A 15,351-nucleotide genomic window follows, 5' to 3' on the forward strand; every position below is an offset into this window, starting at 1 on the left:
TTCCCTGATGAATACTCAGTTCAATAGTCATCATTGCCCTGAGCACCCATTCAATTAATCAACTATTTTGGCTAGCCCTTTATCGACTAACCCCCGAATATCAGTTTCGCTGTATCCAATATTTTTTAAGATATCTGTCGTGTCCATACCGTGTGATGGCATGCCTCGCCAAATTTGTCCGGGATTATTTTTGAATTTAGGCATGACATTAGGACCGCGGCAGGTTTTTCCTTCCATTGTTTGCCAACTGGTAATAGATTCGCGCGCAATGTATTGAGGATTGGTTTCTAGCTCAGGAATCGTCAGGACTTTGGCACTCGCAATATTCAATTCCGCGAGTCTTGCTAACACCTCATCAATCGAACGAGAGCCAAGCCATTCATCGAGTTTTTCTTCCACTAAAGGCCCATAAGGGCATTCCACACGGTGAATTAGCTGTGTGCCTTCCGGTATTTCTGGTGTGCCTAACAGATGCGCCAACCCAATATCTTTAAAAATTTCCTGAATTTGCGTGATGCCGACAATTTCCATCACGATATAACCATCTTTACAGCTATAAAGACCACAACCTGCGTAATAGGGGTCTTTCCCTTTTGTCATGCGTGGGCAGATTTCTCCGCCATTAAAGTAGTCCATCATGAAGTATTGCCCCATGCGCAACATCACTTCATACATAGCAACGTCAATACTTTCACCTTTTCCGGTTTCACGCGCTTTATACAATGCCGCGAGAGCCGCTGTTGTGGCGGTCATGCCAGAAAAATAATCTGCGGTATACGGGAAAGCAGGCATTGGCTGGTCTTTATCACCGTTTTGGATCAGATAGCCGCTGAAAGCTTGAGCGATGGTGTTATAAGCTGCGAGGTTGGTATATTGTGGGTCACCGTACTGCCCAAAACCGGATAAATGTGCAATAACTAGTTTAGGGTTATGTTCCCAAAGTACTTCATCCGTGATACCACGGCGAGCAAATGCGGGGCCTTTACTCGCTTCAATGAATATATCCGTGGTTTCCATCAGTTTTAAAAATGCGTCACGCCCTTCATCCTTGAAAATATTCAATGATAACGCACGTAAATTACGTCGTGACAGCTGTGGGTAATTGGGTTGAACGCGAATAGTGTCTGCCCAAGCGACATTTTCTATCCAGATCACTTCAGCGCCCCATTCTGCAAACATTTGCCCTGCAAATGGGCCAGCAATTTCAATTCCTGAAAATACCACTCTAACCCCAGCTAGAGGGCCAAATTCTGGCATAGGTAGATGCTCTGCCATGTTGTTATCTCCTGTGAAGCAGGGTTGGCCTTCTCATGAAAGCCATCCCATTACGTTCAGTTATTAGCGGTATTGTTTTAGTACGCTACGGCCTAATGTCAGTATTTGCATTTCATCTGAACCGCCTGATACGCGATCCACACGCAGATCACGCCAGAAACGGGCGATCCGGTGCTCACCTGCAATTCCTACACCACCGAGTACTTGCATCGCAGAGTCCACGACTTCAAATGCCGCATTTGCACAGAAGTATTTACACATTGCTGCATCTCCAGAGGTGATCAATCCGTTGTCACTCTTCCATGCAGTTTCATATAACATGTTGCGCATTGAATTGAGCTTGATCGCCATATGTGCAAATTTTTCTTGAATTAACTGAAAACGGCCAATGGCTTCACCAAATTGAACACGCTGGTTAGCATAACGAGCCGCATCTTCGAACGCGCACATCGCAGTACCATAGTTAGTTAAAGCCACTAAGAAACGTTCATGATCGAACTCTTCTTTTACACGGTTAAAACCATTACCTTCTCGACCAAACATGTCCTTTTCATCGAGTTCGACATTATCAAAAGTGATTTCACAACAGCTATCCATACGTAAACCCAATTTTTCAAGTTTGTTCACCTTGATTCCTGGTTTGCTCATATCTAAGAACCATTCGGTGAAAACAGGTTTATCTGGTGAATCCGCATCACGGCTCATCACCACAATGTATGGGGTGTAAGCACTACTGGTGATAAAACATTTGCTACCGTTCAAATACACTTTGCCATTACGGCGTTGGTAAGTGGTTTGTAGGCTACCTACGTCAGAGCCCGCCCCTGGTTCAGTGATCGCCGAGTTCCACATTTGTTTACCCGTACCGCGGAACGCCATGATTTTATCAATCTGCTCTTGGGTTCCTTCTCTTAGCACTGTATTAAAACCGCCCGGTAGTTGGTACAGCACATAAGTTGGTGCACCAAGGCGACCCAGCTCCATCCATACCGCGGCAACGGTGATAAACCCTGCATCTAAGCCACCATGTTCTTCTGGGATCAGCAGGTTATCGATTTCCATATCCGCTAAGGCTTTTACAAAGCGTTCAGGATACTTACTGTCGCGGTCACATTCAGCGAAATAGCTTTCCCAGTTTTCACTGGCCATCAGTTCACGGATCCCTGCGACAAACAGCTCCTGCTCATCATTCAATCTAAAATCCATATCAATAACCTCTTAAATGTTGTTTCTGAGTAAATTAGTCATTTTTCCAATGCACTTTGGCATCTTTAATAAAGGAGAGCGTTACCATGATGTTGACGAAAAAAAGTGGGCATCCTCCGGCAATTATCGCTGTTTGAATAGGTTTTAATCCGCCTAGCGCCAGCAAAACAATGCCGATAACACCGACTAAGACAGACCAACCGATGCGCACTAACAATGGCGGCTCATCACCATCTTTCACTGCGCGACAAGTCGACATAGCGAGGGTGTAGGAACAGGCATTAATTAGTGTCACAGTGGCGATAAAGCAGAGGATGAAGAAGCCCCAAATTGTTACAGTGCTCAAAGGTAAGGCAGCCCATGTTTCAATGATGGCGCGCGCAACGCCGAACTCTTCAATTAGTTTGGGAACATTAATAATATTTTGGTCAACAAGTTGGAGTGTATTACTCCCTAAAATAGTCCAAATTAACGTTGTTCCCGCCGTCAAGCCTGCCACCATCCCGATACACAACTCACGGACGGTACGGCCTTTAGAAATACGTGCGAGGAAGATACACATTTGAATGGCATAGATAACCCACCATGCCCAGTAAAACACTGTCCAGCCTTGTGGGAAGCCACTTTTACCTACCGCATCGGTATAAAACAGCATGCGAGGCATATACATCATTAGGACACCGATAGAATCGGTGAAATAGTTCACAATGAAGCTAGCGCCACCAACAATGAATACCCATCCCAACATTAAGAAACTCAGGTAGCTACGGACGTCACTCGCAATTTTCACCCCTTTTTGCAGGCCGAAAGCCACACAAATTGCATTTAGGATGATCCAACAGAAGATAATGATGGCATCAAGTTGTAAGGTATGAGGAATACCAAATAAATATTGAATACATTCAGTGACTAACGGTGTTGCTAACCCTAGGCTAGTTCCCATTGCTAATATCAAAGCTACGAGATAGAAGTTATCAACAAGCGTACCAAACCACCCGTTTACTCGTTTTTCCCCTACCAGAGGAACTAGCGTACTACTTGGACGAATAACATCCATTTTGCGAACAAAGAAGAAATAACCGAATGCGACAGATAAGAAGCTATAGGTCGCCCATGGGAGAGGTCCCCAGTGGAACAGGCTGTATGCGAGCCCAATATTTTTAGCCTCATTTGAGTAAGGTTCAAAGCCAAAAGGCGGTGCAGAAACGTAATAATAGATTTCAATCGACCCCCAAAACAGCACGGCGGCTGAAGTACAAGATGCGAACATCATAAAAATCCAGCTTGCTCGGCTAAATTCAGGCTTCTCTTCCCCTAGACGTTTTTTAGCGTATGGTCCTAAAATCAACCAAAACCAGCCACCAAACATGACGACCATATACCACTCAAATGCCCAGCCCCACACATTGGTGACATAGCTGAAAACTTGGTTGATAACTTCATTTGAAGCATCAAGGTCACGGACAGTTAACCAACACAATAGTCCAACAATGATCAACGGCGGAAAAAAAACCTTAGGTTCTATTCCACCTTTTTTATTTTCTTTGCTCATAGTTCGATCCCAATTTATTATTTAATACATAAGTTTTAAAATAGATATTATTCTCAATACCTAAATAACCTCATACTTACATTTATTTAAAACTTATATTTATTATTAAATCCCAACAAACCTAATTAAGTATTAATTCAAATCCTATCCAAATCATGTCTAGTCCCCATTAACAATTCTGTTATTAAGGTCACAATATTATTCGTGATAAATAATTGTTATTGTTTTTTCCATTTAAAATAACTTTAAATATCAATAAATACATAGAGATAAAATATTGTGTAACGTTAATGTTATTAAATACCTTCAGTATTGGTGATTCAGGTAGCAATATTGAACATTTCATTGATAACTAGGTGATTTTTATAATATTGGTGAGTAGTGTATCAGTATGAGCATTTAAACCCTCTTTAATTTAACGTTTTCAATATTGGTGACTTAGGTTTTATTTTTAAATATCCAGTTCATGATAATTATATAATCCGAAACCGAAACGGATCATATTTATTAATATTATTTTAGGAGATGTAATGAATATTATTACATGCTATAAATCTGTTCCTGATGAACAAGATATTATTGTAAATAGCTCAGATGGTTCTTTAGATTTTTCACGTGCCGATACCAAAATCAGTCAATATGATTTAAATGCAATTGAAACTGCCAACCAAATAAAAGCGCAGCAAGCAGACAGCAAAGTGATTGCATTAAGCATTGGTGGTAAAGCACTAACTAATATGAAAGCACGTAAAGATGTGCTATCACGTGGCCCAGATGAGCTGGTTGTTGTTATTGATGACCAACTTGAGCATGCTCTGCCCCATCAAACTGCGATTACCCTTGGTGCCGCGGCACAAAAAGTGGGCTTTGATTTGATTATTTGCGGTGATGGTTCCGCAGATCTCAATGCACAACAAGTGAGTATTTTATTGGGTGAAACCCTGCAAGTTCCTGCCATCAATGGTGTGAAGAAAATTGTTTCTATCACAGCCGATACAGTGATTGTAGAGCGTGAACTGGAAGACGAAATTGAAACGTTATCCCTTCCATTACCAGCCATTATCGCTGTTACCTCCGACATTAACGTTCCCGTTATTCCATCCATGAAAGCCATTTTAGGTGCTGCTAAAAAACCCGTCCAAGCTTGGACGATGGCAGATATTGGCTTAGATAACGTTGCCGCATTATCGTCTCAATCTATCGCCGCACCGAAACAAAAAGTTCGCCAGCGGATCATTATTGAAGGTGATGGAGATGACCAAATTGCGCAATTTGCAGAACATTTAAGAAAAATCATTTAATCGGAGGAGTTATGAGCAAATTATCAACCGTTTGGGTATTTAGTGACATGACTTCCCGCTTACCTGAACTTATCAGCGGTGCTCTCACCCTGGGTGAGCAAGTCAATGTTTTCGCCCTAGATGAAGCGCAAAGCTCACAAGCTTTCCAACTTGGTGCGACCCAAGTTTTTCAATTAGCAGGTAAGCCCGACGACCGTATTATTGAAGATTATGCAGACACTATCGTTTCAACCATCAAACAGCATGGTGATAAAGGCTTATTACTGTTACCGAATACCCGTAGAGGTAAATTACTCGCAGCACGTTTAGGGGCTAGACTACAAGCAGTCGTCTCTAACGATGCAACAGCAGTTACAATCGAGTCTGGAAAACCTGCTATTAAGCATATGGTTTACGGTGGCCTTGCCTTCGGTCAAGAGACTCTAGATAGCGCATTTTCAATTGCAACACTTACCTCTGGTACATTTGAAGCAGCCCCAAGTGATACATCACGTAGCGGCACGGCTCAAGCTACACAATGGGTCGAACCAAAACAATCTATTGTACGTACCTCGATTCAGAAAAAAGCAGGTAGCTCAGTTGAATTAGATAAAGCACGCTTAGTTGTCAGTGTCGGGCGAGGTATTGGTAGCCAAGAAAACATTGCTATTGCCAAAACGCTTGCCGACACAATAGGTGCTGAAATCGCTTGTTCCCGCCCAGTCGCAGAAAATGAAAAATGGATGGAACATGAGCGCTACGTTGGTATTTCCAACTTAATGCTCAAACCAGAGCTTTACCTTGCTGTCGGCATTTCAGGGCAGATTCAACATATGGTCGGTGCGAATGGCGCACAAACTATCGTCGCTATCAACAAAGATAAAAATGCCCCTATTTTCCAATTTGCTGACTACGGGATAGTAGGCGATCTGTTCAAAATCTTACCTGCTTTAACGCAACAACTGGCGAAATAAACTCAATAACAGTGAGGCATTTTCCTCACTGTTTTAGTGACCTTTGGAGAAACTATGTCCGATGATATTTTTGATGCAATCATTGTAGGTGCAGGCCTAGCCGGCTCTGTGGCTGCATTGGTGCTTGCCCGTGAAGGTGCGCAAGTTCTCCTAATCGAAAGAGGAAACTACGCGGGCGGTAAAAACGTAACAGGTGGGCGAATGTATGCCCATAGCTTAGAACGAATTATTCCTGGCTTTACCCAAGAAGCGCCTATTGAGCGCATGATCACACGCGAAAAATTGTCATTTATGACCGAAACCGGTGCTGTCACTGTTGATTTCCAAAATGGTGCAGCACAAAGCCCAGATGAAACCTCTTGGTCTGTACTTAGGGGAAAACTGGACCCATGGTTGGTTGAACAAGCCGAAAATGCAGGCGCACAGTGTATTACAGGGATTCGAGTTGATAAGTTAGTTGAACGCGATGGCAAGGTCGTCGGTGTGGAAGCTGATGGTGATGTACTTGAAGCTAAAGTGGTCATTTTAGCAGATGGTGTCAATTCACTACTGGCAGAACAACTTGGTATGACAAAACGCGTCAATGCAGAACATGTTGCCGTAGGGGTTAAAGAATTAATTGAACTACCAAAAGATGTGTTGTGCAACCGCTTTAATTTAAATGAGAACGAGGGCGTTGCTTGGCTATTTGCAGGCTCACCGACCGATGGCTTGATGGGCGGAGGCTTCCTTTATACCAATGAAGATACTATTTCTTTAGGTTTAGTCTGCGGCTTACACCACATCAAAGACGCTAAGAAATCTATTCCACAAATGCTTGAAGACTTTAAACAGCACCCCGCCGTTGCACCGTTGATTGAAGGCGGAAAAATGGTCGAATATGCCGCGCACGTTGTTCCTGAAGCCGGTTTAAAAATGCAGTCAGAATTAGTACGTGATGGCGTATTAATTGCTGGTGATGCGGCAGGTATGTGTATGAATTTAGGTTTTACTATTCGTGGTATGGACTTAGCTGTTGCCTCCGGTGAAGCGGCAGCAAAAGCCGTACTTAGCGCAATGAAAACCGACGATTTCAGCAAACAAAATTTAAATCAATACCTCACACTACTCAATGAAGGCCCACTACGGGACATGAAAATGTACCAAAAAATGCCTGAGTTTTTGGATAACCCTCGTATGTTTTCTGCTTACCCAGAAATGGCGGTTGGTATTGCCAAAAAACTCTTCACTATTTCAGATGAAGCGCCTGTGCCTTTACGTAAGACCATGTTACAACACGCGAAGAAAGTGGGCTTTATGAATTTGCTCAAAGATGGAATTAAAGGAGTCAGAGCAATATGAGTAATCCAGTCAACGTTGATGTCAAACTCGGCATTAATAAATTTAATGTCGATGAAGAAAACCCGCATATTGTGATAAAAGAGCATCCAGATATGAATGTACTCGAAACATTAACTAAAGCTTGCCCAGCGGGATTATATAAAAAACAAGAGGACGGCTCAGTACGTTTCGATTATGCCGGTTGTCTTGAATGTGGAACCTGCCGCATTCTTGGCTTAGATAGTGCATTAGAAAAATGGGAATACCCACGCGGCACTTTCGGTATTGAATTTCGTTACGGCTGATTTATTTAGCATAACTCTCGGAGCTAATAACTTCGAGAGTTTTCAAGCGCTTATTTACGCTGACACTGGGATGCATAATGAAACCAAAAAGTTTTGATGATATCCAATTTTCCTCCGTTCATCGGCGGATTATGCTTTGGGGCAGTGGAGGGCCTTTTCTGGATGGTTATGTATTAGTCCTGATCGGCGTTGCCTTAGAACAACTCACACCCGTATTAAGCTTAAGTAGTGAATGGATTGGCTTATTAGGCGCTGCAACATTAGCGGGTCTATTCATCGGTACCTCTCTATTCGGCTATATTTGCGACCAAGTCGGTCGTCGTAAAATGTTTTTAATTGATATTGTTGCCATTGGTGCTATTTCAGTGGCGACCATGTTTGTCTCAACACCGATGGAGCTGCTTATCATGCGGTTCTTAATCGGGATAGTAATAGGTGCAGACTACCCAATTGCAACGTCAATGATCACTGAATTTTCCAATACTAAACAGCGCGCATTTGCTGTCGGGTTTATTGCGGCAATGTGGTATGTGGGTGCAACCTGTGCCAATCTCGTCGGTTATATGTTGTATGACGTAGAAGATGGCTGGCGCTGGATGCTTGGTAGTGCAGTGATTCCTTGTATTATCATTTTGATTGGTCGTTTTGATTTACCTGAATCACCTCTTTGGCTGATCCGCAAAGGGCGCATTAAAGAATGCGAAAAAATGATGGAAAAGCTGTTTGGTCAGCCCGTGGTATTTGAAGCCGAAGAACAACAAAAAACGCATTTTATCCAATTATTTACTAAGCGCCATTTTTCTTTTGTTCTATTCACTGCCATTATTTGGACCTGCCAAGTGATCCCGATGTTTGCAATTTACACCTTTGGCCCACAAATTGTTGGTCAGCTCGGATGGGATCAAGGGAAAAATGCCGCACTAGGTAACGTGGTTATCAGCTTATTCTTTATGTTAGGCTGCTTACCTGCGATGTATTGGCTAAATAAAATGGGCCGGCGACCACTATTGATTGGTAGCTTTGCGATTATGACCCTTGCTCTTGCCATACTTGGGTTATTCTCAAACCTCGGTATTTGCCTTGTGATTATTATGTTTGGCATTTACGCTTTCTTCTCCGGCGGGCCGGGTATTTTACAATGGCTCTACCCGAATGAACTGTTCCCAACAGATATTCGAGCCTCTGCCGTTGGGGTAATAATGTCCATCAGCCGTATTGGAACCATTTTTTCAACGTGGGCTTTACCGCTGTTTATCACTAAATATGGGGTCAGTTCGGTGGTGTTAATGGGGGCAGGTGTTTCTTTGCTCGGGCTAATTGTTTCGATTCTATTTGCACCAGAAACAAAAGGGTTAACCTTAGCACAAACCTCAGTGATGGGTATTCGGCGCAACAAGAAGTAAAAGAAGTTACTACGATAAGCAATCACATCAAATATACACGTATTTATACGCTTAATAGTTTGGGTTGTGGCTAGGCGGCAAGCGAATAAGACCCTAGGAGCATACACAAGTATGTGACTAGGGCGAATAAGCGAAGCCAACACCCCTACAATTTGAAATATGACGCGTATTTAGTTTGAAATACGATAAATACCAATACGCTAAATAGTTTGGGTTGAGGCTAGGCGGCAATCGAGGTTATCCCGATGAGCATACACAAGTATGTGATTCGGGTAACCGAACGCAGCCAACAACGCCACAGCGCAAAATATGACGCGTATTTATACGCTAAATAGTTCGGATTGTAGGTAGGCGGCAAGTGAATAAGACCCTAGGAGCATACAAAAGTATGTGACTAGGGCGAATGAGCGAAGCCAACACCCCTACAATTTGAAATATGACGCGTATTTAGTTGGTGGAGAATGGCATGAGATTATACCAAACCAACAACCAGATAGTGAAATACGAAAAAATGGCGGCAATAATATCATCAATCATAATACCAAAACCGCCGCTAACTTTTCGGTCAAAAAACCGTATTGGCCATGGCTTCCACATGTCGTAAATGCGGAAAATAAAGAAGGCGGTGATAACCCACTCATAATCCACAACTGGGATCGCCATTAGCGTAATCCACATCCCAATAAATTCATCCCAAACAATACTGCCATGGTCATGAATTTTCATATCGTCGGAAGTGCGCTGGCAAATTAGGCAACCAATCCAAAAACCCACGATAATGAGTACCCACACACTCCAAATTGGCATGTTTGCCATTAATAACCAGAAAGGTATCGCAGCAAGAGAGCCCATTGTGCCAGGCACAATAGGCGAAAGACCACTCCCAAATCCTGTGGCCAATAAGTGCCAAGGGTTACGCATATTCAGCCGTTTTTTTGCTTCTGCTTTTTCTTGGCGACTTGCCATTCTATGCACCTTCCGAAACAAAATGATCGAAACCTTTTAGGTTTACATCAACTTCTTGGTTATTGCAAAAGTAGCTAATCCCTTCAGACTGCGGCTTAATTTGCCCGATACACGTAAAGCCTGATCCCGTATGCGCTAATGCCATCTCTAACGCCCCACGATTAATTTCAGGAACGGTAAAGCAAAGTTCGTAATCTTCACCACCACTCAAAGACCATAAACGCCCTTGCTCAATACTACAACTTTGTTTCAACGCTTCTGATTGAGGCAATGCATCTAAATTAATCCGAGCGCCACAACCACTCGCTTTCAAGATATGGTTAAGATCGGAAACTAAACCATCCGAAATATCAATTGCAGAAGAAGCTAGGTTTCTCAACGCTTGGCCTTGTAAAATCCGTGGCTGCGGACGTAAATGGCGCGTAATTAGCCATTCTTGATATTCTACATTTTCAACATTCAGTTTGTCTTGCAAAATAGCTAAGCCTGCCGCGCTATCACCGAGAGTGCCAGTGACATAAATCCAATCGCCATTACGCGCTCCTGCGCGAGACATCGCCTTACCATTTGGTACTAAACCATGAACCGTATACGTTAAACTCATTGGCCCACGAGTTGTATCACCACCAATCAATTGCATTCCATAATAATTAAGCTGTTCAAACAAGCTATCACTGAAAGATTGCAACCAATCGCAATCAACACAAGGCAATGTAATAGCTAAGGAAACCCATGCAGGGTCTGCGCCCATCGCTGCAAGGTCACTTAAATTAGATGCTAATGATTTATAAGCAAGGTCAGCCGGTGAAATGGTAGGTAAGAAATGAATACCAGAAACGAGAGTGTCAGTACTTACTGCAAGCTGCTGTTTTTCTGGAATGGTCATCAACGCACAATCATCGCCAATACCGATATTAACATCACGTCGGTTAGTGGTTTGACGGTTAAAATAACGCGCGATGAGGTCAAATTCGCCATATGACATGGTAGATTTTCCGTTTTCGCTATATCTATTTTCGTTTGAGACGAAGCAAATAATTTACATCCTAATAATTCAATAATAGGTAAATAGCGCACAATTGCTAACCTAAACGGCGTATCTAATTGGCTACAATTATTCTTCGCTCACCTGTCATTGAAATATCGCGAGCATATAAACACAAAGGTAGACTGGAACCCAGCCTACCTATTTATTACCGTAGTGCTACAGGAGGGAACCCTGATATTATTATTTTTTACGACGAACCACAGGTGCCGCTTTGTCTAATACACCGTTAACGAATTTATGGCTATCTTCTGCGCCAAAAACTTTCGCTAATTCAATACCTTCGTTGATTGCGACTTTATAAGGTACGTCTTCACGGAAACTTAATTCAAACATAGAGACACGTAAAATCGCTTTTTCTACCTGCCCTAACTCTTCGAGCTGACGAGATAAATAAGGCGCCATCAGTTGATCAAGTTTTGTCGCGTTGGTCGCAACACCTGATAACAGTTCACGAAAATAGTTTACGTCAACGTCTGACATGTCCTGTTCAGCAATAAACTCATATTCCACTTCAGCAATTGGATTGCCAGATAATTGCCATGAATAAATGGCCTGTACAGCACACTCACGAGCGCGGCGACGAGCAGCAGGTTTCACAAGATTCCCCTTAAATTTAAAAACTGTACACAAAAAACACTTGTTACATTGCGTTATCTACACCATTGTGGCGAAAAAACGGCAACATAGAGCTAATTGTGTATTATTTGCCTTTGATGGCCTTAATTACATTAATCATTTCAAGTGCTGTCAGTGCAGCTTCAGCACCTTTATTACCAGCTTTTGTACCCGCACGTTCAATGGCTTGTTCGATATTTTCAGTGGTTAACACACCAAAAGTCACTGGCACTTCACTGTTCATCGCGACATGAGATAGGCCGGAGCTACATTCACCTGCAACATATTCAAAGTGAGCTGTACCACCACGAATAACGGTACCTAATGCAATTACTGCATCATATTTATTAGTTTCAACTAATGCTTTTGTGGTCAACGGTAGCTCATAAGCGCCTGGAACCCACACAATTGTGATGTTGTCATTTGAAACCTGACCAATGCGCTCTAACGCATCAACAGCACCTTCCAGCAGACTATCATTAATAAAGTTGTTAAAACGAGCGATAGCGATAGCAACACGCGCTTGTGGAGCAGCAACAACACCTTTAATTACGTTCATAGCCTTCCTCTAATATTAATTATAACCCGCGGGGCGCGGATTTTATCACATTCTTTCGTGTATCGTACGTATGATTTTCAAAAAAACCACTTACCATACGGGACGAAGCCTGACGCGTAGGTCTGGCCCGACTTGCTTCACTTCTGTAAATTCAAATTTTGGCGCATCAATAAGGGCATTAAGCGGTGGGAAGTCCACCAGGCCTCGAGCGCTATTTCCTAATAATTTAGGCGCAATATAGACAATCAGCTCATCCACTAAACCTAACTTAAGCAATGAGCCTGCAAGTTTTGCCCCTGCCTCAACCCAAATGCTATTCACATTACGTTTAGCCAATTGCATCATCAAAATAACGAGATCGGTGCCGTTTTCATCAGCAGGAACAGCGAGTTGCTCAACTTGCCCTTGCCATACTGCATTTTCATCTGGGTTTGAACGCACTAACCAGCATTCACCATCTAATTGAGTGACTTTATGACCAGAAGTCACACGATTGTGGTTATCCAACACAATACGAATGGGCTGGCGCACTTGGTTTTCTGGATAAACTTGTTGGATGTCTGATGGGAGCTCGTTCCAACGTACCGTTAAAGAAGGGTCATCAGCAACAACCGTGCTGCTCGTACTTAAGATAGCGCTAGCCTCGGCTCGAAGAGCTTGTACATCTTCGCGAGCTGCCGAGCTGGTAATCCATTTACTTTCCCCTGATTCAAGGGCGGTTTTGCCATCGAGTGAAGCGGCAAGTTTCAACTGGATATAAGGAAACCCGGTACGCATACGTTTTAAAAAGCCGCGGTTTGCCGCTTCAGCATCGTTTAATAAAACATTACTGCGCGTTTCAATCCCTGCTTGCGACAACATATACAGGCCACGGCCCGCAACTTGAGGGTTTGGGTCTTGCATGGCAGCAACAACGCGGCTTACACCCGCTTTGATCAGCGCCTCTGCACAAGGTGGGGTACGACCGTGATGACTGCAAGGCTCAAGGGTGACATAAGCCGTTGCCCCTTGCGCTTTATCTCCTGCCATCCTTAGTGCATGGACTTCTGCGTGGGGTTCCCCCGCTTTTTGATGATACCCTTCACCGACAATAGTACCATCACGCACAATCACACACCCGACATTTGGATTAGGTGATGTGGTAAAACGCCCTTTTCGTGCCAACTCAAAAGCACGAGCCATATACATGTTGTCTTGTTCAATCATTGGCGTTAATCCTGTAATTTAGCGATTTCTTCGCCAAATTCACGCACATCTTCAAAGCTGCGGTAAACAGAAGCAAAACGGATATAGGCAACTTTATCGAGCTTTTTCAGCTCATCCATAACCAAACTGCCAATTAATTTCGACGGGACTTCACGTTCCCCGGTAGCCCTAAGCTGGGATTTAATAGAAATAATAGCTTGTTCAATATCATCAGAACTTACAGGCCGTTTTTCTAATGCCTTTTGCATACCACGATTAAGCTTTTCTTCATCAAAAGGCTCACGAATATCGTCGCTTTTAATGACTCTAGGCATGACAAGTTCAGCCACTTCAAAGGTTGTGAAGCGTTCATGGCACAGTAAGCATTGGCGGCGTCTACGGACTTGGGACCCTTCACCGACCAGACGCGAGTCAATAACTTTCGTATCTACAGCTGAGCAGAATGGGCAGTGCATAGCGTTTCCTGAATCTATTTAGGGGGAGATAGTTTACCCTACTATGCGAGAAAAAACACCCTAGAAGATGCCTCCTAGGGTGTTCTCGTTGCTCTTCATATTTCGCGTTGTGAGAGTATTAGCTGCACTCCGATACCCTAGTCACATAGTTTACTATGGTTCCTAGGGATGTCGTTCACTTGCTGCTTACTCACACACGAACTATTTTAAGAACTAAGGCAGTAATGACTCTTGGTCTGCGCCTTCTTTTTCGACTTTCGCTTGCATCAAGTGTTCACGCTTCATACCCATCTTCAGTGCTAATGCAGAAGCCACGTAAATAGATGAGATAGTACCGATAGTTACACCGATTAACATAACCAATGAGAAGCCTTCCAACATTGCGCCACCGAACAGGTATAGCATCAGAACCACTAATAATGTGGTTGCTGATGTCATAATGGTACGGCTCAATGTTTGCGTCAAAGAGACGTTCATGATTTCGTACGGTGTCCCACGACGAATTTTACGGAAGTTTTCACGGATACGGTCTGATACAACGATACTGTCGTTCAGCGAGTAACCGATAACCGACATCAATGACGCCACGATAGTCATATCTATCTCAATATGGAACAAAGACAGAATCCCTAAAGTGATCACCACGTCATGCGCAAGAGATAGCACGGCACCCGCAGCCAAGCGCCATTCAAAACGGAACCCAACATAGATTAGGATACAAATCAACGCAGTTAACAGAGCCAAAGCCCCTGTTTGCGCCAATTCAGCCCCAACACTTGGCCCCACGAATTCAATGCGTTTTACGGTTGCTTTATCATCCACACTTTGGTTGATAATCGTGATAATTTCTTTGCCGACTTCTTGACCCGCGGTGCCTTCAATAGGCGGGATACGGATCATGATGTCGCGGCTGCTACCAAAGTTTTGGATTAGTGGATCTTTATGGTTCGAGTTAGACAAGCTATCACGAATTTTATCCAAATCAGCTGGCTGACTTAAGTTGATTTCAATTACCGTACCACCTGTGAAATCTAAGCCCCAGTTAAAACCCTTGACGCCGATAATCACAAAAGAAGCAATCAGTAATACGATAGAAATGCTAAAGGCAACGTTGTCCCAGCGCATAAAGTCATAAACTTTACGACCATAGTTCAATTGTTCAACAGTATAATCCTGTGCCACAACGT

General features: G+C 43.2%; 15 protein-coding genes. 5 read left to right on the top strand and 10 right to left on the bottom strand.

The features are described from left to right. Positions 1 to 54: 54 nt before the first annotated feature. From caiB to caiT, 3 genes are all read right to left on the bottom strand, one after another. On the bottom strand, positions 55 to 1,275 hold the full coding sequence (gene caiB / locus PSF31_RS03410) for an L-carnitine CoA-transferase (RefSeq protein WP_094961956.1): 1,221 nt from the start codon (positions 1,273 to 1,275) through the stop codon (positions 55 to 57). A 63-nt stretch (positions 1,276 to 1,338) separates the two neighbouring features. Further along, positions 1,339 to 2,481 carry a crotonobetainyl-CoA dehydrogenase gene (gene caiA / locus PSF31_RS03415; RefSeq protein ID WP_004905499.1) on the bottom strand — a complete coding sequence of 381 codons (1,143 nt, stop codon included), beginning with the start codon at positions 2,479 to 2,481 and terminating at the stop codon, positions 1,339 to 1,341. A gap of 34 nt (positions 2,482 to 2,515) precedes the next feature. Next, positions 2,516 to 4,033 (bottom strand): L-carnitine/gamma-butyrobetaine antiporter, encoded by a 1,518-nt coding sequence (caiT, locus tag PSF31_RS03420; protein ID WP_004905502.1) that lies wholly within the window; start codon positions 4,031 to 4,033, stop codon positions 2,516 to 2,518. 530 nt (positions 4,034 to 4,563) lie between these two features. On the opposite strand from caiT, the gene fixA reads away from it, so the two are divergent. The 5 genes from fixA to PSF31_RS03445 all read left to right on the top strand — a co-directional run bounded on the left by fixA (position 4,564) and on the right by PSF31_RS03445 (position 9,315). Next, the gene (gene fixA / locus PSF31_RS03425) at positions 4,564 to 5,334 is read left to right on the top strand and encodes a putative electron transfer flavoprotein FixA (RefSeq protein WP_096864509.1); all 771 of its coding nucleotides are present in this window, start codon (positions 4,564 to 4,566) and stop codon (positions 5,332 to 5,334) included. Positions 5,335 to 5,345: 11 nt separating this feature from the next. Beyond that, positions 5,346 to 6,287, top strand: a complete 942-nt coding sequence (locus PSF31_RS03430) for an FAD-binding protein (RefSeq protein ID WP_096864510.1) — start codon at positions 5,346 to 5,348, stop codon at positions 6,285 to 6,287. A 54-nt stretch (positions 6,288 to 6,341) separates the two neighbouring features. Continuing rightward, entirely contained in the window at positions 6,342 to 7,628 is a 1,287-nt protein-coding gene (fixC, locus tag PSF31_RS03435) for an FAD-dependent oxidoreductase FixC (RefSeq protein WP_096864511.1), read from the top strand. Then, the gene (fixX, locus tag PSF31_RS03440) at positions 7,625 to 7,912 is read left to right on the top strand and encodes a ferredoxin-like protein FixX (RefSeq protein ID WP_096864512.1); all 288 of its coding nucleotides are present in this window, start codon (positions 7,625 to 7,627) and stop codon (positions 7,910 to 7,912) included. Before fixC ends, fixX begins: the two co-directional genes overlap by 4 nt. A gap of 77 nt (positions 7,913 to 7,989) precedes the next feature. Continuing rightward, the gene (locus tag PSF31_RS03445; RefSeq protein ID WP_096864513.1) at positions 7,990 to 9,315 is read left to right on the top strand and encodes an MFS transporter; all 1,326 of its coding nucleotides are present in this window, start codon (positions 7,990 to 7,992) and stop codon (positions 9,313 to 9,315) included. A gap of 447 nt (positions 9,316 to 9,762) precedes the next feature. On the opposite strand, the gene pgpA is transcribed toward PSF31_RS03445, so the two are convergent. From pgpA to secF, 7 genes are all read right to left on the bottom strand, one after another. Further along, a complete protein-coding gene (gene pgpA, locus PSF31_RS03450) occupies positions 9,763 to 10,281 on the bottom strand; it encodes a phosphatidylglycerophosphatase A (RefSeq protein WP_096864514.1) in 519 nt (172 codons plus the stop codon). A gap of 1 nt (position 10,282) precedes the next feature. Next, on the bottom strand, positions 10,283 to 11,266 hold the full coding sequence (gene thiL / locus PSF31_RS03455) for a thiamine-phosphate kinase (protein ID WP_096864515.1): 984 nt from the start codon (positions 11,264 to 11,266) through the stop codon (positions 10,283 to 10,285). Between the two features lie 243 nt (positions 11,267 to 11,509). After that, positions 11,510 to 11,926, bottom strand: coding sequence for a transcription antitermination factor NusB (gene nusB / locus PSF31_RS03460; protein ID WP_096864516.1), 417 nt, complete (start codon positions 11,924 to 11,926; stop codon positions 11,510 to 11,512). A 103-nt stretch (positions 11,927 to 12,029) separates the two neighbouring features. After that, a complete protein-coding gene (ribH, locus tag PSF31_RS03465; RefSeq protein ID WP_004905531.1) occupies positions 12,030 to 12,503 on the bottom strand; it encodes a 6,7-dimethyl-8-ribityllumazine synthase in 474 nt (157 codons plus the stop codon). 90 nt (positions 12,504 to 12,593) lie between these two features. Then, positions 12,594 to 13,709, bottom strand: coding sequence for a bifunctional diaminohydroxyphosphoribosylaminopyrimidine deaminase/5-amino-6-(5-phosphoribosylamino)uracil reductase RibD (gene ribD / locus PSF31_RS03470; protein ID WP_096864517.1), 1,116 nt, complete (start codon positions 13,707 to 13,709; stop codon positions 12,594 to 12,596). 5 nt (positions 13,710 to 13,714) lie between these two features. Continuing rightward, positions 13,715 to 14,164, bottom strand: a complete 450-nt coding sequence (nrdR, locus tag PSF31_RS03475) for a transcriptional regulator NrdR (RefSeq protein WP_004914623.1) — start codon at positions 14,162 to 14,164, stop codon at positions 13,715 to 13,717. A 213-nt stretch (positions 14,165 to 14,377) separates the two neighbouring features. After that, positions 14,378 to 15,346, bottom strand: coding sequence for a protein translocase subunit SecF (gene secF, locus PSF31_RS03480; RefSeq protein WP_004905538.1), 969 nt, complete (start codon positions 15,344 to 15,346; stop codon positions 14,378 to 14,380). Positions 15,347 to 15,351 lie beyond the last annotated feature (5 nt).

Source organism: Providencia sp. PROV156, assembly GCF_028480905.1.
GTDB lineage: Bacteria > Pseudomonadota > Gammaproteobacteria > Enterobacterales > Enterobacteriaceae > Providencia > Providencia hangzhouensis.